This window comes from Hymenobacter terrigena (assembly GCF_054776515.1).
In genome coordinates, this window is record NZ_BAAHBU010000001.1 from 683,450 (window position 1) to 704,941 (window position 21,492).

Consider the following 21,492-nt stretch of genomic DNA (forward strand, 5'->3'; position numbering starts at 1 on the left):
TGAGATTTACTCAAGCGGCCAGCTTTGCTTATTTTGGTCATTCGATAGTTCACCACGCTGCACTAATAGGCGCGCATCAGCTTTTGCGTCACAACTTTGGTGGCTGTCACCAGCTGCACGATGTAGACGCCCTGCGCCAGTCCAGTCGCGCTCAGCGTGAAGTGCTGGCGGGTGCCCGCCTGCACCGCCCCGCTGAACAGGCGCTTTACCAGCCGGTTTTGCATGTCGTACACGGCCAGCGTGGCGTCGCCTTTCACCGGCAAGGAAAATTCTACCGTGGTTTGGCTGGTGAAGGGGTTCGGGTACACCATCAGTTCGGGCCCTTGGCCGAGCTGGGAGGCGCTGCTGGCGGCCAGTGCCGTGGTCGTGCGGGCCGCTGTAGTAACAAAGGGTATCAGGTGCGAGCCCGCGATGGGCACTTCCACCTGCCCGTTGGGCAGGGTCCAGGCTACGGACACGTTATCGCCCCCGCCGCCTTCTTTTTGCAGGGTTTCCACGTAATAGCGGCGGCCGGCCAGCAGCGCCACGGGCGCCGACTGCTGGGTGGAGTACTTGCCCCACTCGTGGTAGTTGGTCCAGCCCACGAAACCGGCAATCTGTACTTTGTGCGTGGGGTCCTCGTCGGAGCTGAGCCAGAGCTGGCAGTCGTCGTCGCCCGAAACGCGGAACACGTAGCTGCCATCCTGGGGCGGGCAGATATAGCCCCGGATGCGCGACCCGTAATTGTCGCCCACGTTCTGGCCGCTCTCAAACTGCGTGAGCGTGGTGGTTGCGGTAGGCGGGTTCGGCGTGGGAATGGCGCTGATGCTGGTGCCGCCAATGTTCGTCCACTGCTCCCACTGAATGGAGCCCGTGCCCGGGCACGCCGTGGCAGTGGGGGGCGCACCAGGGCTCGTGCCCCCCACAACCACAAACGTGGGCGTTTCGGTCACGGTGAGCTGCAACTGGCCGTTTTGGGTACGCACGCGGGTTAGGCGCATGGCGGCCTGCCCGATTTGTGGCTGGTAGATACGGGCCGAATCCGTGCCCAGGTTGAGCGTGTAGCTGGCGGTGCGGCCCTGCTCGTCGGGCACCACCAGGGCGTAGGCGGTGCTGCCATTGGCCTCGTAGCGGTCCACGATGGGGTCTCGGTTGATGGTACCCTTGTACACATAATTGCCGAGCAGCGCGGCGGTCTGGCGCAGGTACTCGGCGGCCGGCTTGGGCGTGTGGTTGGCATTAATCAGGCCCATCGAACTGAACTGCTGGGCGTTATTGGGGTTGTCGTCGGCCAGCTGATAGTGGAAGGTGCGCTCCACGCCCCAGCGGGCATACAGCAGGGCCGTGCGCAGCGTCCAGTCGGCCTGGGTTTGCAGCACCGACTTGTTGCCGATGGCAATGGCCTTGAGCGGGCTGCCCTGGTTGGTGTCGTAGCCGGTTTCGGTCACCCACACGGGCATGTCGTGGGCGTATTGGTGGGCCAGCTTCACAAAATCCTGGGCCACCTGGCCGGCCTCCGATACTTCGGGAGCTGCGCCGCGCGTCGGGTTGCCGCTCTGCGACGAGCGAGCGTCGTTTGAGTAGAGGTGGTAGTTGATGATGTCCCAGCACAAATCAACTGAGCCATCGGCGCGCAGGCCGCGGTACTGCCGGCACCAGTCAATCATGCCGCGCACGTAGTCGGTGTTCGGCGATGCCAGGCCGCCCATCACCACCTGCACGCTGGGGTCGGCATTTTTCACGCCCACGCCGGCGCCCATGGTGTTCTTGTTGCCGTCGTAGAAGGCCGAGAGGTTGGCGGCGTATTCGCGACCCGTCTGGTAGGCTTTGCGGCCCTTCCACCACTTGTCGCGCTCGTTGTCGCACTCAATGTACTTCACCACGCCCAGGCCGGCGCGCACCTGGTTCACGCCATCGCCGGGCCAGCGAATACTGGTGTCCACGTGCAGCAGGCCGGGGTTCACCCTGGTATTGTAGCCGTAGCGGGCCACAAACTGGAACGCCACTTTGGCCTGTTCGATGTAAGAATTGGGGTCGGCGAAGTCGCGGCCGTACGCCACAGGCACGTTCTCCATATCGCGCTCATTGGCGGGGTAGCTGTTGAGCAGCCAGTTGGGCAGGGTTTTCAGGCAGACCAGCACGTCAATGCCTTCGGCTTTGAGGCGCTGGTAGAGCACGTCGTAGTTCCAGCCGCCGCTGTGCACGGGGTTGAAGGTGTAGTTGCCTTGGCTCGATTCCAGCTTTTCCCAGTCGAGGTAATGCCGGATGCCGGTGAAATTCTTTACCGCCGCCAGGCGCGTTTCGTCAATCTGATAAGGCACATTGGGGTCTTCCACGTCCCATTCGAAGGCGTTGATGCCCATTTCCTGGCGCAGCCTGATGCCCTTTTGCACCGCCAGGGCCATGGGGTCGGCCGTGGGCAGGGCTTGGCCGGGCGTGTAGGAGCCGTACAGCTCCAGCTCGCCGGGGTAGGCCCAGGAAGCCGTGAGCACCAGCGCCCGGATGTTGCTAAACGGCGAGCTGAGCTGGAAATTGGTGGGGTTGCTGGGGTCCGGGCCAATCCATTGGCCGTTGTGGCCGCCGGTGTAGGTGGCCACCACCACGCGCTGCCAGGTATTGGTGAGCACCGACAGCGTCAGGGGCTTGTTGGGGTCGCCCGCGCCGCCGTCGAAAATGCGGATGCTCTCCAGGCTGATGGCTTCGCCGGGCAGCAGCGTGTAATAGGCGTCGTACGTGTCCAGGATTCGGCCGTAGCCCATTGTCACGCCCGAACTGGTAGAGCCGTCGAAAAGCCCCTGAATGTTGTTGCTGACGTTGTTGAGGCTGTACCAGCGGGACGGGTCAAGCGGGATTTTGCCGTTTGCCGCGGGGCCGGTCGGGGTGGTGGGCGTAGCGGCCTGCACCACCTGCGTCTGGGTCGCGGTAGCAGCCAGGTACGTAGCGCTGGCTGCCTGCGAGGCCGTGATGGTGGCCGTGCCTGCTCCTGTTGCCGTCGCCAGCCACTGCCCCGAAGCCGCCGACACACTCACCACGCCGGGATTGGACGACGTGAAGGTGATAGGCGTGCTCGTATTGGTACTGTTGGCTGTGAGAGCAAAGGGGCCGGCCCCCACGGTGCGGGTGGGCAGCGTGCCAAAGGTGAGCGTAGCGGCCACCGGCTGCGGCGTAGGCGTAGTGGGAGTTGTAGGCGCCGTGCCGCTGCGCCCGAATACCTTGACTTTGACCGGGATGTTGTTGCAGTACTTGTGAATCACGATGGCATCGGCCGTCACACTGCCGGCCACGGCCAGGCTCACGTATTGGTTGTACAGCTCGCCCGTGAACGTGCCAATCAGCGTGCGCTGGCTTCCATTCTGCGCATAAATGGTGGCCGGCTGCTGCTCAAACGTGCCCTGGTAATCAAACAGGGACAGGCGGGTCAGCACTGTGGGCCGGGCCAGGCGCAGCGTCACATCAATGTACTGGAAGTTGGTGGGGTTCCAGTTGTTCTGCACCAGGTTGTTTAGGTCGTCATCGAGCCAGGGCGAGTAGTCCTGGCCGGTGTTTATGCTCGGAGTAATCGAGGTGATGCCAATGGCTTCTTCGCCGGCATTGGGGGTGATTTGGGCCGCTGCGCCAAAGGCTAAGAAGTAGCTGAGCAACACTGCCAGCAAGCGGATATTCTTCAGGGGATGTTTCGTTATCATAAGCTAGGTCAAAGACAATTGAATTGGGATTGCGCGCAATTCTCCCTCAATCAGGTTTATGATTTTTTTTATAAACCCGGAAATAGGATATGTGCAAAGGGAGGCTCATTAAGCGTCGCAGCCTTGCACTCACGTACAACTACACCCAACTAACGAAGCAGTGCGCAATAACTTAAAAATCTGCTTTTTAGTTGTCGGTATAAGTGCGTGGGGCGGGAATCCTTAGCTAATTTAGGAACTAAGCGTTGGAATTCCGAGCAAAATTTTGGAACATCAATAACTTGTACCCAATCACATACACGTTCAATTGTAAAATACAAATTATTTAATATTTAATAGCCCGGTTGATTATTCTGATTGTGTGAATTAATAAACTTTTTCCGCTCAACTACCTACTGCTGCCATACCAGAACAGCCACAATAGGGAGCTGCGCTAGGCATTGAATTATAGGTGATTATTTAAAAAAAAAGCTCTGCACGTAATCCCAAAGTTGCTTTCCTGCTCACTTCTCAACGGCTCGCTTTTACTAACTGACCTGTTGCGGCAGCGGTAGACACGAAAAAAGTTGGCGCTCCGGTAAGACTCACGGTCTGGCCAGCTGGCACGGGCACTTGCGCGGCGAGAGCCTTTGGGGAGTAGTCCCAGGAATGCCGGACTAGGCGGCCCAGGCGCAGGGCGGCGGGAAAGGAATACCGGGCCGCGGCAATTTCGCTTTCGTCGGCCTCGGTTTTGGCCCACAGCACAAACACCGTGCGGGCCGCATCAGCAAAGGCGGCCCCTTCTACCTCGGCGGGCAGGCGCAGGGCGGCGGTGCGGGCCTTGTCGTAGCGCAGGCCGTGCAGCAGGGCTGCCGTGGCGCGAAAAGCCTGGCCCAGCGGCGTCAGGTTTTTCGCGCCCGGCGTGGTGCCGTTCAGGTTTTCGTAGAGGCCCATGAGCTTGAACTCGTCGGTGTCGGAGACGTGGGTGCCGGGCGGCGGGGCATTGGTGGCTTCGGCCAGGCTATAGAAATGGAGCTGCCGGAGGCCATGCTTCTGGGCCAGCACCAGCGCCTTCAGGCCGAAGTTGCGCTGCATCTCATCGGAACCGGTGCGCCACCCGGCCGACCGGCGGCTGATGTTGGCTTCGGTTACGATGAAGTGCTTTTGTGGGTAAGTGCGGCCATCGTAGCCGTAGCGGGCCAGCACCGCGGCCATGGCGTCGCGGTGGGCGATGACCTGCGCCGCCGCCGCGTCTGAGGTGCGGGAGTAGGCAAAGCAGCCGGCGCGAAGCCAGTCGCGCCGCCGTAGGTAGTACGACGGGTACACGTGGTAAGCGAGCACGTCGAAATACGCGCCACCCGCCGCCGGAAAATCCGGCGTTGCGGCTCCGTCGCGCGGGTTGTCGGTGTAGCGCAGCAGCGCGTCGAGGAACTGCGGGTAGCCCAGGCCGCCAGGCGTGACGTAGGCAGTCGGCCGGTACTTCTTCACCACCTCCCAGGTGATGCGCAGCGTGCGAATGTAACGGTAAACGGGGGCCAGCACGTTGGGCATCTCGGCGGGCTCGGGGGCGCGTTTCAACCAGCTTTCGTTTTGCGTGCCGGTCACGTAATCCGGCTCGTTCACTACCTCCCACACCCGCACGTTGGCCCCGTACTGCTGGGTGAGCCGGTAGATGTAGTGGGCGTAGTAGTTATTCGGGTTGACGGTGCTGTCCGGGTTCCAGATGGGCTCGTAGAGATTAGCGAACAGCTTGGACGGCTCCGGACACCCCGGATACGTCACCGGGTCGCGGTGCTTGGGCGCGGGCTCGCCCACAAAGCACACCAGGTCGCGCAGGCCCAACGAGTCGGCGTAGTAGCCAAATGCGCCGCGCCGCGAGTTGGCGCCCCACTTGTCCAGAAATGCCTCGGGCAAGGTTACGCGGATGGTGGTGGCCCCGGCGGCGCTGGCGGCGGCGGCCAGGCGCTCATCGGGCCAGGCCGGGCCGTAGTAGCCCAGGTTGGTGCCGTAGCCGAAGGAGGCTGCCCAGGGCCGCACCCGAACCTGAGCCGTGTGCGGGGCGGGCGGCGGCGTGGCCGGTGCAGCGGCGCAGGAAGCCAGCCCCAGCAAGCCAAGCCCCACGGCCATCTTGCGCAGCCGGGAGGAGTGCCAATGGACTGAAATACAGCGGTGGAAGAGGTAGATGTCGGCTAATCTCATGCAGGCTGGGGCGGGCCGGGCTTGGAAATGGGCTGCCAAGCGCGCACGCCATTCAATGAGCTAATCAATTCATTGTGCTTCTGCCAGCCATGCTTATTCGGCTGTGGGAGCGGGGAATACAGGGTTGTCCGCAGTGCCTATCGGGTCATCTTTTGGGTAATGTACGAATAGAGTCCCTGGTTTATATGCAAAATGATTTATATCAGATTATTACTTGGGTAGAACTCTTGCTACGGAAGCATGCACAAAGGCTGCCGGTGCGGCACCCCACGAGCCCCCGTTCCCGAACACGCAAAAACGTCATCAACCACCACGTGCCGTGGCCATTTGCTCGGGCACCGGCGGTAGGCTGCCACGTTATGCTTCGGCTCCCGGCTGGTTGAGCCAGCGTCGAAACGCCCATGTGCCCAGCGCGTAAGCTGCTACGTCGAGCGGGTCGGCGACAGCCTTCGCGGAGAAATGGGGCAGCAGGGCCTCAAACCAGACCGATACGTACAGCCACGCCAGCAGCAGCCAGGAATCAGGCACGACAAAGGCAGGCGAATGCGTCACCAGGCGTCGCTGCGCCGCCAGGCACAGGGTCAAAATAATGGGCATACTGGCCACGTCGCTTCCGTAGGAAGTGAGCAGAGCCGGTACGGCCACTGAGCGTACCAGCCGAGCCAGGTGAAGTCCTCCATAGAGCAGGGCCGCCCCTACAAAAAGGGGGTGTCGGAACTCGGACCACACCCGCATCAGCCGGCCAACAGCGTTACCACCCACACGATAAAGGCCAATAGCGCCGCAAAAGCTAACTGCCCTCCCCGAATGATGGTTTTGAAAAAACGGACCACTGCCCGGTCATCCGCCTTGATTTCCAGCAACGCGAACGCAGGCATCGGTTGATTGGCCAGCTCTTCGCGCGCCAGGGCACTCCGCTGCGCCTGCGGGTCCAGCAGCGCGCCGCAGTGCGTACACCGGTCGTCGGGGTGCTGTTCCCACGTGGACCATTGCTGGCACTCAGGGCACTTCTTGGAAGAAAATAACGGCGTATCGGGCATGGGAAATAGGGCGCGAGCGAACTGCAACGGGCTACCTCATGCTGGCTGGCCAGCAGCTACGCGACCGAAAGGAAAACGAGGGAGAATTTGCCTGAGTTCAGCAGAGCGGTGCTTCCGGGGGCGGAGTTACGGCCTCTGCGGTGCGCAGGGCGAGCGCCCGGCCGGCAAGCAGGTCTGGCTGGCCAGCGGCCGGCAACCACCTTGTTAACCTGTACCATATGCTGGATAAGCGGCGGTTGGTCGCGCCTTGGGTTGAACATGCAGCCCCAAGGTCCCGTTTGGTACAAATGAGTCCGACACCCTTGGGGACACTGTCCGGCTTTCCCTTCCACCCGATAGCGCACCTTCCATGCCCGCCATAACCCTTGACCAAGCCACGTTTGAAAACCCATTTGTCGACGCCTTGCGCGGGGAAGCGTCCGGCAACAAAGGCTCACGGCAGGTGCCCGGCTACTGCTACTCCCGCGTTGCCCCCACCCCCGTGCACGCCCCCCACCTGCTGGCGTGGTCCGATGAGTTGGGTGAACTGCTGGGCCTGGCCCGGCCGGCGGAGCGAAGTGCCACGGTTGCCATACTGGCCGGCAACCTGCTTACCCCCAGCATGAAGCCGTTTGCGGCACGCTACGGCGGGCACCAGTTTGGCAATTGGGCCGGGCAGCTGGGCGATGGCCGGGCCATTTCCCTGGGCCAGGTGGCGGCCGTGGACGGGTCGCGCTGGGAAATCCAGCTGAAAGGCGCCGGGCCCACGCCGTATTCGCGGCGGGCCGACGGGCGGGCGGTGCTGCGCTCGTCGCTGCGGGAGTTCTTGTGCAGCGAGGCCATGTACTACCTCGGCGTGCCCACCACCCGGGCCCTGAGCCTGGTCGAAACCGGCGATATGGTGGTGCGCGACATGTTTTATAATGGCAACGCCGCCCCCGAGCCGGGTGCCATTGTGGCCCGGGTAGCGCCCACCTTTGTGCGGTTTGGCAACTTTCAGCTGCTGTCGGTGGCCAACGAGCTGGACAACCTGCGCGCCCTGGCCAACTACATGTTGCACCACCACTACCCCGAGCTGGGCGCACCCTCGTCTGCCGTGTACGTGCAATGGTTTGAGGAAATAGCCCGCCGCACGGCCGTGATGGTGGCGCATTGGATGACGGTGGGCTTCGTGCACGGCGTGATGAACACCGACAACATGTCCATTCTGGGGCTTACCATCGATTACGGCCCCTACGGCTGGCTCGAACCCTACGACCCCGACTGGACGCCCAACACCACCGATTTCGGCTCGCGGCGCTATGCTTTCGGCCAGCAGCCCCGGGTGGCCATGTGGAACCTGATGGCACTGGCCCAGGCCCTGACGCCCCTGGTCGAAAACCCCCAGGCCTTGCGCGCCGGCCTCGATGTGTACGCCGAAACGCTGGCGGCCACCCAACATGCGTTGTTCCTACGCAAGCTGGGCCTCACGCCCCTGCACCCGGAAGCTGACCGCGCCCTGACCGAGGCGCTGCCCGCCGCCCTGGCCGGGCCGGCGGTTGACATGACGTTGTTCTTCCGCGGGCTTTCTCACCTGGCTCCGACCCTACTCGCCGAAGGTGCCAACGAGGAGGCCCTGTTTGGCGAGCTGCTCACCAAAGCAGCGTATTCAGGCGAGGCAAACGAGGACCCGGCCCTGCACGAATGGCTGCACCACTACGCCCAGCGCCTGCGGCAGGAGGCCGCCAGCCCGGCAGCCATCCGGGACAGCATGCTGGGTGCCAACCCCAAATACGTGCTGCGCAACTACCTCGCGCAACGAGCCATCGAGGCGGCCGAAACCGGCAACCTGGCCCCGCTGGAAACCTTGTTTGAGGTGCTGAAAACACCCTTTGCCGAACATCCCGAACACGAGGAGCTAGCCGCCAAACGGCCCGACTGGGCCCGCGACAAACCCGGCAGCGCGACGCTTTCCTGTAGTTCGTAGGCACCCGGCCGCTGGCACAGAACTTTGGGCGAGACCTCGCGTAGGCGCTGAAAACGAACTTCTTCCTTTTTTTTGCTATGAGCACCGCCCCATCCCTGCCGCAATCCGAAAGTATCTTGGCTCCCCGCCGCGCGCTCGACCTTGTTTCGCCTGGCGTCCACGCCATCATCGACCGGCTGTGTTTTCCTGTATTGGTGGACTGTGCGATTTGGGCGGCGCGGCGGAGCAAACCCGCAGCGGCTATTATCCTGGCGCATGCCATCGGCGAAACGGTGGTGGGCTGCATCACACGGTTTCCGACGGGCATCTGGCCGCTTATCAGTTTCCGGACCCACGTGCGCATCGGGCAGGTGGGCGGCACCACGCTGCTGGCGCTGAGCTACCTGTTGCCGCTGAAGCCTCGGGCCGAGCGCAATGTCGCCATTTTCTGGGGGCTGGTTCCCATGGTGCTTAACGGCATCAGCGACATATCCGGCCAGCCCCCTAAATCGGCCCGGGCGTAGGTCAAATCAAGCCCGTACGGCGGCTGCTTGCTGCTGCACGGGCTTTTGCCCCGCCGCCCGCGTGCATGCGCACAGTCTTTGACGTTAGGAAGCAGAAGCTAAGGAGCTAGTCATGCAATTTGTCCACCCATATGCACTGTTCCTAGAAAATTACGCTAGGAAACACGGCCTGCACCCTGTTCCTCAGAATACGATTGATGAGGTGCTCCATGTGTTAAGCCCGGAGCGTTTTAATTCTGACCTCAAACGCCGGAAAGCACCCGTTGCAATGCTTCGTCTTTGATTTGAAGGGCAATGTTTAAGGGCGACTTTCCGTACCTGTTTTTGGGGCGGGTCTGCTCTGGCATCGACCAGGAGTTGGACCAGCTGATAGTTGCCCCGTGCGTTTAACACGGCGGTCCACAGCGGCGTATTGCCGTGCTCGTCTGTCGCGTTGGGGTTCCCGTGGCGGGCCAGGATACGGGCGGTCACATGCGCCATCCGGTAAAAAGCGGCAAAATGCAGCGCGGTCGCGCCCTGGTAGTCGGCCTGCTGCACGGTGATGCCTTTTTCGAGCAAAAACAAGGTGTAGTCTGCCTAACCCTGGCTGATGGCCGTGTGAAGGAGGGTTTGACGGTACTGTATTTACCGAAGAGGTGTCGGGCGGCAAGTCCGACCGCTCGGAGTTCAAGCAGCTACTTCTCGAAGCCTACCAGAAGAAATTTGACTTGGTGGTATTCTAGCGGCTGGACCGCTTCAGCCGCGAAGGAGCGCTGCCCACGCTGAAGTACCTGAAGGAGTTGCGCGACCACGGCGTGAACTACAAATCCTTCACCGAGCCCAACCTCGACAGCCTCGGTCCGTTCGGTGACGTAATTCTCACGATGCAGGCTACCATCGCGGCGCAGGACCTGATTAAGATTTCGGAGAACACCAAGTAGGCACTGGCCAAGAAGGCCGCCGGCATAAAACAGGGTGCCCAACGAAATCATCAACCGTCGTAGCTCAAGCGCAGGCCTTGAAAGGGGAGGGTAAGTCGAACGGTTATATCGCTCGGACGCTCGGAATTTTACTCAGCATCGTGGCGAAGTACGTCAAAACCGAATGGCCATACTGCCACCCTTTTTCTTTGGGCAATAAAAAAGGCCACTTCCGTACTGGAAATGGCCTTTTTACAAACGGTAGCGGTCTGGACGGGACTCGAACCCGCGACCTCCGCCGTGACAGGGCGGCATTCTAACCAACTGAACTACCAAACCGTTTGTCTTGTGGAAAAGCCGGATGCTCTTCCATAATTGAGGCGACAAAACAAGCTGACAAAATCTTGCCTTGCCGTAATTGAGAAATGAAAAGGCCGCTTCCGTATGGGAAACGGCCTTTTCGACAAACAGTTGCGGTCTGGACGGGACTCGAACCCGCGACCTCCGCCGTGACAGGGCGGCATTCTAACCAACTGAACTACCAAACCGTTTGTCTCAAGTGGAGAAGCCGTGTGCTTTTCCGCTTTGGTGACACAAAGGTAGGGGAAAGAAATTGCCACCCGCAAGGATGGGGCCAATATTTTTCGCTAATCCGCTTCGTTTTGGAGCTTGGGGGTTGTTTATCAGTCTGATTATTTTTTCGATGCTGCCGCAACGGCAGATGTTTTACCTTTGCCAACCGCCGTGCCCACGGCATTTAGGGCCGGTGGTGGCGGGCACAAGTCCGGTTTAGACCGCTGCTACCCGCTATTTTCGCCTTCCTACTCACTTGCCAAGCCATTCGCCGCTCATGCTCCTCGATTTTGAACAACCCATCGCCGCCCTCGAAGGCAAGCTTCTTGAAATGCAGAAACTCGCTGCCGACAGCGACGTGGAAGTAGGCGAAGCCGTCGCGGCCCTGGAAAAACGCATCAAAGACCTCAAAAAGGAAACCTACGCCAACCTCACGCGCTGGCAGCGGGTGCAACTTTCGCGCCACCCGGAGCGGCCGTATACCTTAGACTATATAGAGGGCATGGCCGAGAAGTTTGTGGAGCTACACGGCGACCGCACCGTGGGCGACGACAAGGCCATGGTGGGCGGCTTCGGCGAGATTGACGGACACACCGTCATGTTCATCGGCCAGCAGAAGGGCCACAACACCAAGCAGCGCCAGTTTCGCAACTTCGGCATGCCCAATCCCGAAGGCTACCGCAAGGCCTTGCGCCTGATGAAACTGGCCGAGAAGTTTAACGTGCCCGTGGTGACGCTCATTGACACACCCGGCGCTTTCCCCGGCCTGGAGGCCGAGGAGCGGGGGCAGGGCGAGGCCATTGCCCGCAACCTCAAGGAGATGTTTATGCTGAAGGTGCCGGTTATCTGCGTCATCATTGGCGAGGGTGCGAGCGGTGGGGCGTTGGGTATCGCCATCGGCGACCGGGTTTTGATGCTGGAAAATACCTGGTATTCAGTTATTTCGCCCGAGTCTTGCAGCAGCATTCTGTGGCGCTCCTGGGATTATAAGGAGCAGGCCGCCGAGGCGCTCAAGCTCACGGCGACGGACATGAAATCGGCCGGCCTGGTTGATGGCATTGTGAAAGAGCCGCTGGGCGGGGCCCACACCGACCCCGAGCGCATGATTGAAACGTTGAAAAACACGCTGCTCAAGACGCTGAAGGAGCTGAGCGCGATTTCGGTGGAAGACCGGATTTCGCAGCGGATTGATAAGTTTTCGGCGATGGGCGTGGTGGTGGAATAGGTTAGGGTAGGAGGGTATGGGGGATGAGCGCAGGAGTTGAAATACTAGCGTATAATTGTCCCTCATACCCCATACCCTCCCAACCTCATACCCTGAACAATGACCGTTCATACCATCGATACCGGCCTTTTTAAGCTCGACGGCGGCGCCATGTTTGGCGTGGTGCCCAAAAGCATGTGGCAGAAGCTGAACCCGCCCGATGCCAACAACATGTGCACCTGGGCCATGCGCTGCCTGCTGATTGAGGACGGGGGCCGGCTGCTGCTCATCGACAACGGTATTGGTGATAAGCAGGATGAGAAATTTCGGGGCCATTTTTACCTGCACGGCGACGACACGCTGGAGAAATCTCTGAGCAAGCTGGGCTTCACCAGTGCTGATGTTACCGACGTGTTCCTGACGCACTTGCACTTTGACCACTGCGGCGGCTCGGTGCAGCGCCGGCCCGATGGGGTGTTGCAGCTGGCCTTTCCCAACGCCACCTATTGGAGCAACGAGGCGCACTGGGAGTGGGCCGTGACGCCCAACCCGCGCGAAAAGGCCAGTTTTTTGAAGGAAAATATTCTGCCGATTCAGGAAAGTGGCCATCTGAAGTTTGTCGACCTGCAAAAGGGCGTGCCCGATGAACTGCCACAGTTCCGCGAAATCATTCTGGCCGACGGGCACACCGAGAAAATGATGGTGCCCGTGCTGGATTACAAGGGCCGCACGCTGGCTTTCATGGCCGATTTGCTGCCCAGCGCCGCCCACATTCCCCTGCCCTACGTGATGAGCTACGACGTGCGCCCGCTCATCACGATGCCCGAAAAAGAAGCCGTGCTGCGCCGCGCCGCCGAAGAAAACTGGGTGCTGCTGCTGGAGCACGACCCCACCAACGAAGCCTGCACCGTGGCCCTGACCGATAGGGGCATCCGTTTAGACCAAACCCTGCGGGTGGCGGATTTGTGAGTTGGTGAAGTGGCGGAATACCGGGAGAATAACGTATCAGGACACAATCCGACAGCTAAGAACGTGCAGCTTCCTTACGACCCCACCAATTCGCCAACTCACCAACCCGCCAACCCGCAGCTCGGGTTGGCATTATCGGGCGGGGGCGCGCGCGGGATTGCGCACCTGGGCGTGCTGGCCGCCCTCGATGAGCTGCAACTGCCGGTGGCGCAGCTGGCGGGTGTGAGCTCGGGGGCCATTGCCAGCGTGTTTTACGCGGCGGGCTTTGCGCCGCGTGAGATTTTGCGGCTGCTGCTGGCTACCAACGTGTTTCGGCTCACGCGGCCGGCATTCAGCCGGTTTGGCCTGCTGCACCTCGATGCGGTGGAGCAGCTGCTGGCCCGGCACCTGGGCAGCACGGTCAATTTTGAGGATTTGAGCCGGCCGCTGACGCTGGTGGCTACGGATTTGATGGTGGGCGAGTCGGTGTATTTCAACTCGGGGGCGCTGCTGCCGCCGCTGCTGGCTTCGTCGGCGGTGCCGATAATTTACCGGCCAGTGGAGTACCAGGGCCGGCAGCTGGTGGACGGCGGCCTGCTCAATAACCTGCCTGTGGAGCCGCTGCTGGGCCAAACCAACCTGCGCGTGGTGGGCGTGCATTGCAACCCCATCAATCCCGAAGCCCGCATCCCCACCTTCCGCCGCCTCATCGAGCGCACGCTGCACCTGGCCATCAATGCCAACACCGCGGCCCGCAAAAACCAGTGCGACCTGCTGCTGGAGCCACCCGAGCTGCGCCACTACCGCCCCCTGAGCTACAAGCGCGGCCCCGAGCTATTCGACATCGGTTACCGCTACGCCATGGGGCAGGCCGGGGCCTTGCAGGCATTGTTGTAGGTATGGCCGGCCCCTGAAGGCTATTCTGACCCAATTGCCCATCTTTGCACTCCCATTGAATTTGGGGCCGAGCCGCTTCGGCCGTTTTATCCACTTCTCCTTGCGCTTATAACCTGATGTCTCCTGAGTCTGCTCGTTCGAAATCCCCATTCTGGTATGCCATGGCCAAGCTCGTGTTCGGTGTGGCCGGCTGGCACCTGGGCGAGATTCACAACCCCGACATCAAGAAGAGCATGATGATTGCGGCCCCGCACACCAGCAACTGGGACATCATCCTGGCCCGGGCCGCCTTCTATTTGATGGGGGTGCCCGTGCGCTTCACCGTGAAGAAGGAGTGGACCGAAAACTGGGCCCTGGGCTGGCTGGTGAAGGCCATCGGCGGCCTGGCCGTGGACCGCAGCAAGAACAACAGCCTCGTGGATGGCATGGTGAAGCTGTTTGCTGAGCACGAGGAGCTGGTCATTCTCATCACGCCGGAGGGCACGCGGGCCTTCCAGCCGCGCTGGCGCAAGGGCTACTATTTTGCTGCCCTGGGCGCGCACGTGCCGATTCGGCTGGGGTATCTGGACTATGCCAAAAAGGAAGCCGGTATTGGCGAAGCTGTATGGCCCACGGGTGATTACGAGGCCGATGAGGCCAAAATCAAAGCGTTTTACCGTACTAAATCGGGGCGCTTTCCTGAGAAAGGCGTGCGATAAGTCTTAAGCTAACTTCAAAGCCATTCGGCCCGAAAATCCTGCCCGAAAGAGGGGAGGGTTTTCGGGCCGAATGGCTTTGAAGTTAGCTGCTTTAGGGCCGGGTTCGACCTTAGCAATTGCCGCGGTTGCCGTGCAGAAACACCCGGAACACCGTGCCCTGGCCTTCTTCGCTTTCGACGGCGATGTGCCCGCCTTCGGACTGCACCAGCCGGTTGACGAGGAACAGGCCCACGCCTGTGCCTTCGCCCACCTGCGGGTGGAAGCGCCGAAATAGCTGGAAAAGCTGGGCCCCGTGGCGGTCCAGGTTCATGCCCAGGCCGTTGTCGCGCACTTCGAGCACCGGGCAGCTGTCGGCTTTGTAGGTGCGCAACTGCATGTGAGGCGCTCGGGCGGGGTGCCGGTACTTGAGGGCATTGCCCAACAGGTTGATGAGGATGGTGCGCAGGTTGCTGCGCACGTAGCGCAGAGTCGGCAGGGCCGCAAAATCGGTGTCAACGTGAGCTTCGGTGGCCACCAGCTGCGGGCGTAGGGCCTTCAGCACATCGGCCACCAGGCTGTCAAACGTGACCTGCTCGGCGGCTTGCTCGCCGGGGCTGCGCTGCTCCTGCACCACGGCCGCCAGGTCGGTGATGGTGGTGGATAGGCTGTGCAGCGAATCCTCCAGTAAGCGCATTACTACTGCTTCTTCGGGGTCCTGGAAGGTGGCGGTGCGGCGCAGCTCGTCGAAGAGGCCGCGCAGGTTGTCGAGGGGCTGGCGCAGGTCGTGGCTGGCGGCGTACACGAAGTTGTCGAGGTCCTGATTGGTGCGGGCCAGCAGGCGGTTGCGCGCCCCGATTTCCTGGTTGGCGGCGCTGAGCTGGGCGTTTTTTTCGTGCAGCTCTTTCCGGATTTTGGTAAGTTCAGCCAGTGAGTCGCGCAACTCGCGGTTCACGCCCTGCAGCTCGCCGTGGTAGCGGGCCACGTACTGCCGCCATTCGTTTTTCTCGATGGCGTGCAGCACCGTCTTGTTCAGCAGCTCGCGGTCGAACTGCTGCTTCACCAGGTAGTCGAGCGCGCCGGAGTTGAGGGCGCGCACGGCCAGGGCCTCGTTGCCACCGCCGGTTATCATCACCACGCACAGCGTGTCGGGCGGGGCCAGCTCACGCAGGGCTTCCAGCAGGTCCAGGCCGTCGGTGTCGGGCAGGTTGTAGTCCAGCAGTACACAGTCGGGCTGCTGGAGGCGAAATTGCTCCAGGCCATCAGCCCCCGAGGAGGCTTCCACGATTTCGAGGCGTTGAAAACCAGCTTGCTGGCCCAGAAAACGCCGGTACAGCATCCGGTCCTCCGGGTTGTCGTCAATCAGAAGAATTCGCTTCACAGAAATCTAGCCAGCCAGCGGAAGCTCGGAAGCCTCCAGCCAATAACGGATGATGAGCCGCACTTTTTCTTCCAGTTCGGGGTAGCCAATGGGCTTGGTGAGGTAGCTGTTGGCCCCCAGGCGGTAACACTCGGCAATGTCAGTTCTATTAGTCGAGGTGGTGAACACGATGACCGGGATGGTGTGCAGGGCGGGGTCATTCTTCAGCACATCGAGCACGGCGCGGCCATCGGTGCCGGGCATGTTGAGGTCGAGCATGATGATGACGGGCAGCTGATTGGGCCAGTCCGGGTGCTTGCCGTAGCCCTTGAGGTATTCGAGGGCCTGGTCGCCGTCTTCGCAGCGCAGCACGGGGTTGGGCACCGCATTCTTGCGGAAGGCCCGGCTCAGAGCCGTGAAGTCTTCGACGCTGTCTTCCACCACGAGGATGGGGATGAGGGCGGTGGTATTCATTGACTTAGAGGTTATTGGGAAGCGAAAAATAGAAGGTGGCACCCTTGCCAACCGTGGAATCAACCCACAGCTCACCCCCGTGTTTCTCCACCATTTTGCGGGCAATGGCCAGGCCTGCCCCGGTGCCCCCGCCGTACTTGTCCTGCGCGTGCAGGCGCTTGAATATTTTGAAGATGTTTTCGTGGTGCTTCGGGTCGATGCCGATGCCGTTGTCCTGTACGTAAATAACGGTGAAATCGGTTGGATTTCCGGTGCCTTTCGGGCCGCGAATTTCGGGCGAGGCTACGCCGATGGTAACCTGTTTTTTGGCGTGGTTGTTATAGCGCAGCGCGTTGGTCAGCAGGTTGTTGAATACCTCGTGAATGGAGGTGCGGTTGCAGCGCAGGGTGGGCAAAGGGCTGGGCACGGCCACCGTGGTGCGGGTTTCTTCCAGGCGCGGGGAAAGCAGGTCGAGAACGTCGGCCAGGGCGTCGTTTAAATTCACGGTATCAACGGCCAGCTCGACCCGCCCCACGCGCGAGAGCTGCAGCAGCGACTCAATCAACGATTCCATGCGCTGGCTGAGGCGCACCAGGGTCTGGAGCTTGCTCACGCCCTCGGCGTCGAGCTTGTCGGCGTAGTCTTCCAGCAAAAACAGCGAGTAGTTGTGGATGCCGCGCAGGGGCTCCTTGAGGTCGTGCGAGGCCACGTAGGCGAACGAGTCCAGCTCATCGTTGCTGCGCTCCAGCTCGGTGTTGAGGCGGGCCAGGCTGAGAGCCTTGGCCTGCAATTCGTTGAACACCTTGAGTCGGATGTCGGAAATGTGCAGGCGAATTTCCTTGGCGGCCTCAATTTCGAGAGGCAGCCACGGGGCCGAAGTTTCTTCCACGGTCTGTTTCCAGGCCTCAAACGACTGCCGGGGCGAGAGGAAAATCTGGCCATCGGCGGTGGTCTGGTTTTTTTCGTGGCGGCCGGCCCAGGTCACGGTTTGCAGCTGCTCGGGCCGGAACCAGAGGATGTACTCCCCCGCGTCGCGGGCCAGCGCCACGGCCAGAATGCCGCTGGCCGTGCCCCGAATGGCCTTGCCCGCCGGGTTCAGCTGGGCGTAGGAATCGGTGACGAAAACCTCGTCCGGGTTATTGGCGCGCAGCCATTCCACAATGTCCGCAATCTGGGCGCGCTTGGGCGTGTGGCCTAGGGTAATGACTTCGCCTTCGAAAACAATTGCCGCGCCGCCGCAGTCCAGCACGTCCAGCAGGTTGGGGGTGAAGCGGTGCAGGCCATCCATGAAATTGGCCTGGGTGCTCACCAAATCGAACAGCCCAACCTGGGCCTCGCGGATGCGCAGGCGGTAGGCCTGCTCGTCCTGCTGCTCCTTGCTTTTGAGCAGCGCTGACACGGTTTTGCCGAGAAACTGGCACAGGTCGCGCAGCTCGTAGCTCACCAGGCGCGGGCTCTGGTGGTGGCAGGTCACCATGCCCCACAGCCGCCCTTCCTGAATGAGGGAAATGGTCATGGTGGCCTCTGAACCCATATTATGCAGGTATTCGAGGTGAATGGGCGACACGCTGCGCAGCACCGAATACGTCATGTCCGGCGGGCGGCCGGTGTCGGGGTTGAGCGTGGGCACCAGCGGCACCGGCGCGTAGCGGGCGTTGGGGATGAAGCGCAGCCAGTTTTTGAGGTACATGGCCCGGGCCTGCTTCGGAATGTCGGTGGCCGGGTAGTGCATGCCCAGCCACGGGGGCAGGTCCTCGCGCACGTCTTCGGCAATTACCTCGCCGCTGTCGTCGGGCGCGAACCGGTAGATGGCCACGCGGTCGAACCCCGTGATGGCGCGAACCTGCTCGGCCGTGACCTGGCAGCAGTCGAGCACGCTTTCGGCCGTGAGCAGGCGGCCCAGGCTCACGTTGAGGGCCGGCAAATCGAGCGCGCTTACGCTGGTGTCGGCCACCGGCTCGCCTTCCACCCACAGCAGGCCGTCGTAGCGGTGCAGGATGAGCTTGTAGTACGGCTGGCTCGTGACCCGGCCCAGGCGGATGCCCAGCAGCCGCCCGTCGGGTCCGAGCTTGGCCCACACGCGCTCCACTTCCACCAGCTGCTCGGGCTCCAGCAACGTGCCCAAGCCACCGCCAATGAGGGTTTCGGGGGCCATGCCCAGCAGCGTCAGCGTGTTGGCGCTGGCCTGCACCACGCGGCGGCTCTGCTCATCGAGGCACAGCAAAAAGCCGTAGGGCTGAATCAGGCCGGGGATGTGAATGGGCTCCCGGTCGCAGTTGTTGAGCGTGATGGGCTGGCCGAGCAGGCTTTCGTCGGTATAGTTCAGGGCTGATTTAGCCATGCGGATAATGCTTGAAAAGTGTGAACGGCCGAGGCCACAATGGCCGCCGGGGCGTCGTCGCCGGTTTCGGCGGCCTCGGTCAGTTGCTGGCAGAAAGCCTTCCAGAGCGGCCCGGTGCGTTCAGCTCGTCCCGTAAAAAAAGCGTGCGCGCCAATGCCTGCCTTGGCGAGCTGCCGCGCAATCACCTGCCCGCCCAGCGTCGAGCCTTCAAATACGTACATGGCCCCCAGCAACTGGGCGCGGCTAGTGAGCGGCGGCAACTCGGGGTAGAGCGGCGGGGCCGCATCGTGGCCCAGCCGGGCCAAGTCCTCCAGAATCAGGGGCGCACGGTAGCGCTGGTCGAGCTGCCAGGCCGGCCCGAAGGCGGCGGCGTGGGCGTGCAGCTGCGCCTCGTACGGTTCCAGAAAACCGTACATCTTAGCCAGGAATTGGGCCGTATCGGCGGCCGTTACCGTGCCCGTGCTTAGGCCCTGATTAAACGGGTTTTGCTCCACGGCATCGTGGAACGGTTTGGTTTCGAGGCGAAGCTGCGGCAGAATAGCCGAGCTTTCCAGAGGATTGGGCATGGAAGAAAACAACGTTAACAAGGCGAAAATAGGCCATCGAGCGCGGCACAGCAGCTTTTGCTCAGTCCTGCGTCAGGGCGTAGCTCACCAGGTTGGCGCCCATGCGCAGGGCCGCGTCGTGGATGGCGGGCGAATCTTCGGGGTAAGTCCCCACGTCTTCCCAGCCATTGCCCAGGTCGCATTCATAAGTGTAGAAGCACACCAGCCGGCCCTTGTACACCAGCCCAAAGCCCTGCGCCCGCTTGCCGTCGTGTTCGTGCACCTTGGGCAAACCCTTGGGAAACTGAAATCTCTGGTGGTAAATGGGGTGGGAGTAGGGCAACTCCACAAATTCCAATTCAGGAAATACCTTCTTCATCTCGGGCCGGATGAATTTGTCGAGCCCATAATTGTCATCGATGTGCAAAAAACCGCCCCCAATCAGATACTGACGCAGGTTTTTGGCTTCGGCAGCCGTGAAGCTCACGTTGCCGTGCCCGGTCATGTGAATGAAGGGGTAAGAGAGCAGCTCCGGCGCGTCGAGCTCCACGGTGGCTTCGTCGGGCGCAATGTTGGTTTTCAGGCTCTGGTTGCAGAAACTGATGAGGTTCGGCAGCGAGGTTTTGTTGGCGTACCAGTCGCCCCCGCCGCCGTAGTGCAGTTTGGCAATGCGGAAGCTGGGCGCGGGCGCGGCGGCCGAGAGCAGCAGCGAAGCGGATAAAAGCAGGTATTTCAGCATAAGACGAGTAGGCAGGCCGAACCCGCCAGCCTTATAATGACAGCGGGAATCGTAAAGTTCGGGCCTGGGGCCGCACGGTGGGCCCCTAAGGCGCAATGTAGCCACCTGCGCCGGCTTCGCGCCTATATTGGGTGCCACGGCAGGCCGCGATTCGGTCCGGATATATGACGAAAGAGACGCTAACCCAGTTTTTCCAGCGCATGGGCCCCATCGGTGCCGCGCAGGCCGAAGACATTGCCAGTGTCTTTGTCCCGAAAGCCATTGGCAAGCACGATTTTTTGCTGCGGGCCGGCAAGGTGAGCGACGACTACCTGTTTCTGGACAGCGGCTTCATGCGCGCCTTCGCCTACGATACCGATGGCAACGACGTGACCACCGGGTTTTATACCAGCGGCCAGATTGTGTTCGAAGTGGCGTCGTTCTTCAACCGCACGCCCTCGCAGGAATACATTCAGGCGCTCACCGACTGCCAGGGTTGGGCCATCACGCACCAGCAATTGAACGCGCTGTTTCACGCCCGGCCCGAGTTCCGGGAGTTTGGGCGGGCGGTGCTCGTGCGCGGCTACGCGGCCCTCAAAAGCCGGATGCTGGCCCTCATAACCGAGCCCGCAGCCGCCCGCTACGACAGCCTGTTGCGCGCCAGCCCCGAAATCCTCCAGCACGCGCCCCTCAAAACCGTGGCCTCCTACCTCGGCATCACCGACACCTCGCTGAGCCGGATTCGGAAGGGGCCTGCCACAAAGTAGCGCCGGCTGCGATTTCTTGCCATTTGGCAAGCCGGGCCGGAAGGGCCGTCAGTTCCTTTGTGACGTATCAAAGACTGACCCGAACGGCCATGCACACGCTCCCCAACACCGCGCTTCTCAGCCTCACTTTTGGCCTGACCACGGGCCTCGCGGTCTGGCTGTTTTACTTGGCCGCGCAGCGGTCGAAACGCGTGCTGCAGGTGCTGCTAGCGTGGCTGCTGATGCAGGGCGTGGTAGGCCTGAGCGGCTTCTATACCATCAGCAATACGCTGCCGCCGCGGCTGGCGCTGCTGCTGGGGTCGCCGCTGCTGCTGGTTGTGGTGCTGTTTGCCACGGCGGCCGGGCGGCGCTGGCTTGATGGGTTGCGCCTGGACATCCTGACCTTGCTTCACGTGGTCCGCTTCCCGGTCGAGCTGGTTTTGTTCGGTCTGTATTTGCAGAAAGCCGTGCCGCTACTCATGACGTTTGAAGGCCGCAACTGGGATATTCTGCTGGGCCTCACGGCGCCCGTAGTCTACTATTTTGCCTTCCATAAAAAGCAGCTGGGTCGCCGGGGGCTGCTGCTCTGGAATATCCTCGGGCTAGCCTCCCTGCTCAATATTGTGGTTAATGCGCTGCTGTCGGCCCCCACGCCCTTGCAGCGTTTCGCCTTCGAGCAGCCCAATGTGGCCATTCTGCATTTTCCGTTTGTGTGGCTGCCGGGGTGCGTGGTGCCGTTGGTGTTATTGGCGCACCTGGCCGCCATCTGGCAGCTGCTGACGGACAACATTTAAGCATTTGAA

At 61.5% G+C, this 21,492-nt stretch carries 19 protein-coding genes and 2 tRNA genes; 9 read left to right on the plus strand and 12 right to left on the minus strand.

What is annotated here, in order from left to right; translation table 11 throughout:
- Window positions 1-62: 62 nt before the first annotated feature.
- The 4 genes from ACYU7Q_RS02685 to ACYU7Q_RS02700 all read right to left on the minus strand — a co-directional run bounded on the left by ACYU7Q_RS02685 (window position 63) and on the right by ACYU7Q_RS02700 (window position 6,883).
- The gene (locus ACYU7Q_RS02685; RefSeq protein ID WP_460607892.1) at window positions 63-3,665 is read right to left on the minus strand and encodes a PA14 domain-containing protein; all 3,603 of its coding nucleotides are present in this window, start codon (window positions 3,663-3,665) and stop codon (window positions 63-65) included.
- Window positions 3,666-4,175: 510 nt separating this feature from the next.
- Window positions 4,176-5,843 (minus strand): hypothetical protein, encoded by a 1,668-nt coding sequence (locus ACYU7Q_RS02690; protein ID WP_460607893.1) that lies wholly within the window; start codon window positions 5,841-5,843, stop codon window positions 4,176-4,178.
- Between the two features lie 357 nt (window positions 5,844-6,200).
- Window positions 6,201-6,440 (minus strand): hypothetical protein, encoded by a 240-nt coding sequence (locus tag ACYU7Q_RS02695; RefSeq protein WP_460607894.1) that lies wholly within the window; start codon window positions 6,438-6,440, stop codon window positions 6,201-6,203.
- Window positions 6,441-6,577: 137 nt separating this feature from the next.
- The gene (locus ACYU7Q_RS02700) at window positions 6,578-6,883 is read right to left on the minus strand and encodes a hypothetical protein (protein ID WP_460607895.1); all 306 of its coding nucleotides are present in this window, start codon (window positions 6,881-6,883) and stop codon (window positions 6,578-6,580) included.
- 349 nt (window positions 6,884-7,232) lie between these two features.
- Between ACYU7Q_RS02700 and ACYU7Q_RS02705 the strand changes: the two genes are divergently transcribed.
- The gene (locus ACYU7Q_RS02705) at window positions 7,233-8,828 is read left to right on the plus strand and encodes a protein adenylyltransferase SelO (protein WP_460607896.1); all 1,596 of its coding nucleotides are present in this window, start codon (window positions 7,233-7,235) and stop codon (window positions 8,826-8,828) included.
- Window positions 8,829-8,944: 116 nt separating this feature from the next.
- Window positions 8,945-9,331, plus strand: coding sequence for a hypothetical protein (locus ACYU7Q_RS02710; protein ID WP_460607897.1), 387 nt, complete (start codon window positions 8,945-8,947; stop codon window positions 9,329-9,331).
- Between the two features lie 183 nt (window positions 9,332-9,514).
- Here ACYU7Q_RS02710 and ACYU7Q_RS02715 read toward each other — a convergent pair whose 3' ends face one another.
- The gene (locus ACYU7Q_RS02715) at window positions 9,515-9,895 is read right to left on the minus strand and encodes an ankyrin repeat domain-containing protein (protein WP_460607898.1); all 381 of its coding nucleotides are present in this window, start codon (window positions 9,893-9,895) and stop codon (window positions 9,515-9,517) included.
- Window positions 9,896-10,056: 161 nt separating this feature from the next.
- Between ACYU7Q_RS02715 and ACYU7Q_RS02720 the strand changes: the two genes are divergently transcribed.
- Window positions 10,057-10,251 carry a recombinase family protein gene (locus ACYU7Q_RS02720; protein ID WP_460608727.1) on the plus strand — a complete coding sequence of 65 codons (195 nt, stop codon included), beginning with the start codon at window positions 10,057-10,059 and terminating at the stop codon, window positions 10,249-10,251.
- Window positions 10,252-10,495: 244 nt separating this feature from the next.
- Here ACYU7Q_RS02720 and ACYU7Q_RS02725 read toward each other — a convergent pair.
- Together ACYU7Q_RS02725 and ACYU7Q_RS02730 are read right to left on the minus strand one after the other, a co-directional pair.
- Window positions 10,496-10,569: transfer RNA gene (locus ACYU7Q_RS02725), tRNA-Asp, on the minus strand.
- A gap of 135 nt (window positions 10,570-10,704) precedes the next feature.
- Window positions 10,705-10,778 (minus strand) — tRNA-Asp (locus ACYU7Q_RS02730).
- 302 nt (window positions 10,779-11,080) lie between these two features.
- On the opposite strand from ACYU7Q_RS02730, the gene ACYU7Q_RS02735 reads away from it, so the two are divergent.
- The 4 genes from ACYU7Q_RS02735 (at window position 11,081) to ACYU7Q_RS02750 (ending at window position 14,550) form a co-directional block, all read left to right on the plus strand.
- Window positions 11,081-12,028 carry an acetyl-CoA carboxylase carboxyltransferase subunit alpha gene (locus tag ACYU7Q_RS02735; RefSeq protein ID WP_460607899.1) on the plus strand — a complete coding sequence of 316 codons (948 nt, stop codon included), beginning with the start codon at window positions 11,081-11,083 and terminating at the stop codon, window positions 12,026-12,028.
- Window positions 12,029-12,127: 99 nt separating this feature from the next.
- Window positions 12,128-12,976: an MBL fold metallo-hydrolase gene (locus ACYU7Q_RS02740; protein WP_460607900.1), complete on the plus strand. Its 849-nt coding sequence runs from the start codon at window positions 12,128-12,130 to the stop codon at window positions 12,974-12,976.
- A gap of 63 nt (window positions 12,977-13,039) precedes the next feature.
- Window positions 13,040-13,852, plus strand: a complete 813-nt coding sequence (locus tag ACYU7Q_RS02745) for a patatin-like phospholipase family protein (RefSeq protein ID WP_460607901.1) — start codon at window positions 13,040-13,042, stop codon at window positions 13,850-13,852.
- Window positions 13,853-14,013: 161 nt separating this feature from the next.
- Window positions 14,014-14,550 carry a lysophospholipid acyltransferase family protein gene (locus tag ACYU7Q_RS02750; RefSeq protein ID WP_460607902.1) on the plus strand — a complete coding sequence of 179 codons (537 nt, stop codon included), beginning with the start codon at window positions 14,014-14,016 and terminating at the stop codon, window positions 14,548-14,550.
- A gap of 109 nt (window positions 14,551-14,659) precedes the next feature.
- Here ACYU7Q_RS02750 and ACYU7Q_RS02755 read toward each other — a convergent pair whose 3' ends face one another.
- The 5 genes from ACYU7Q_RS02755 to ACYU7Q_RS02775 form a co-directional block, all read right to left on the minus strand.
- Entirely contained in the window at window positions 14,660-15,907 is a 1,248-nt protein-coding gene (locus tag ACYU7Q_RS02755; RefSeq protein ID WP_460607903.1) for a sensor histidine kinase, read from the minus strand.
- A 6-nt stretch (window positions 15,908-15,913) separates the two neighbouring features.
- Complete coding sequence (locus ACYU7Q_RS02760) at window positions 15,914-16,360, minus strand: response regulator (protein WP_460607904.1); 447 nt, start codon at window positions 16,358-16,360, stop codon at window positions 15,914-15,916.
- Between the two features lie 4 nt (window positions 16,361-16,364).
- Complete coding sequence (locus tag ACYU7Q_RS02765; RefSeq protein ID WP_460607905.1) at window positions 16,365-18,680, minus strand: ATP-binding protein; 2,316 nt, start codon at window positions 18,678-18,680, stop codon at window positions 16,365-16,367.
- Window positions 18,662-19,246, minus strand: coding sequence for a biliverdin-producing heme oxygenase (locus ACYU7Q_RS02770; protein WP_460607906.1), 585 nt, complete (start codon window positions 19,244-19,246; stop codon window positions 18,662-18,664). The genes ACYU7Q_RS02765 and ACYU7Q_RS02770 overlap by 19 nt, the downstream gene beginning before the upstream one ends.
- 61 nt (window positions 19,247-19,307) lie before the next feature.
- Window positions 19,308-19,964 carry a DUF4159 domain-containing protein gene (locus ACYU7Q_RS02775; RefSeq protein ID WP_460607907.1) on the minus strand — a complete coding sequence of 219 codons (657 nt, stop codon included), beginning with the start codon at window positions 19,962-19,964 and terminating at the stop codon, window positions 19,308-19,310.
- 164 nt (window positions 19,965-20,128) lie between these two features.
- On the opposite strand from ACYU7Q_RS02775, the gene ACYU7Q_RS02780 reads away from it, so the two are divergent.
- Both ACYU7Q_RS02780 and ACYU7Q_RS02785 read left to right on the plus strand, forming a co-directional pair.
- The gene (locus ACYU7Q_RS02780) at window positions 20,129-20,710 is read left to right on the plus strand and encodes a Crp/Fnr family transcriptional regulator (RefSeq protein ID WP_460607908.1); all 582 of its coding nucleotides are present in this window, start codon (window positions 20,129-20,131) and stop codon (window positions 20,708-20,710) included.
- An 89-nt stretch (window positions 20,711-20,799) separates the two neighbouring features.
- Entirely contained in the window at window positions 20,800-21,483 is a 684-nt protein-coding gene (locus tag ACYU7Q_RS02785; RefSeq protein ID WP_460607909.1) for a hypothetical protein, read from the plus strand.
- The last annotated feature ends 9 nt before the right edge of the window (window positions 21,484-21,492 follow it).

Bases quoted from the DNA above. Each gene is read 5' to 3' on its own strand.
- ACYU7Q_RS02685 (WP_460607892.1), bottom strand. From the start codon at position 3,665: ATGATAACGAAACATCCCCTGAAGAATATCCGCTTGCTGGCAGTGTTG.
- ACYU7Q_RS02690 (WP_460607893.1), bottom strand. From the start codon at position 5,843: ATGAGATTAGCCGACATCTACCTCTTCCACCGCTGTATTTCAGTCCAT.
- ACYU7Q_RS02695 (WP_460607894.1), bottom strand. From the start codon at position 6,440: ATGCCCATTATTTTGACCCTGTGCCTGGCGGCGCAGCGACGCCTGGTG.
- ACYU7Q_RS02700 (WP_460607895.1), bottom strand. From the start codon at position 6,883: ATGCCCGATACGCCGTTATTTTCTTCCAAGAAGTGCCCTGAGTGCCAG.
- ACYU7Q_RS02705 (WP_460607896.1), top strand. From the start codon at position 7,233: ATGCCCGCCATAACCCTTGACCAAGCCACGTTTGAAAACCCATTTGTC.
- ACYU7Q_RS02735 (WP_460607899.1), top strand. From the start codon at position 11,081: ATGCTCCTCGATTTTGAACAACCCATCGCCGCCCTCGAAGGCAAGCTT.
- ACYU7Q_RS02740 (WP_460607900.1), top strand. From the start codon at position 12,128: ATGACCGTTCATACCATCGATACCGGCCTTTTTAAGCTCGACGGCGGC.
- ACYU7Q_RS02750 (WP_460607902.1), top strand. From the start codon at position 14,014: ATGGCCAAGCTCGTGTTCGGTGTGGCCGGCTGGCACCTGGGCGAGATT.
- ACYU7Q_RS02760 (WP_460607904.1), bottom strand. From the start codon at position 16,360: ATGAATACCACCGCCCTCATCCCCATCCTCGTGGTGGAAGACAGCGTC.
- ACYU7Q_RS02765 (WP_460607905.1), bottom strand. From the start codon at position 18,680: ATGGCTAAATCAGCCCTGAACTATACCGACGAAAGCCTGCTCGGCCAG.
- ACYU7Q_RS02770 (WP_460607906.1), bottom strand. From the start codon at position 19,246: ATGCCCAATCCTCTGGAAAGCTCGGCTATTCTGCCGCAGCTTCGCCTC.
- ACYU7Q_RS02775 (WP_460607907.1), bottom strand. From the start codon at position 19,964: ATGCTGAAATACCTGCTTTTATCCGCTTCGCTGCTGCTCTCGGCCGCC.
- ACYU7Q_RS02780 (WP_460607908.1), top strand. From the start codon at position 20,129: ATGACGAAAGAGACGCTAACCCAGTTTTTCCAGCGCATGGGCCCCATC.
- ACYU7Q_RS02785 (WP_460607909.1), top strand. From the start codon at position 20,800: ATGCACACGCTCCCCAACACCGCGCTTCTCAGCCTCACTTTTGGCCTG.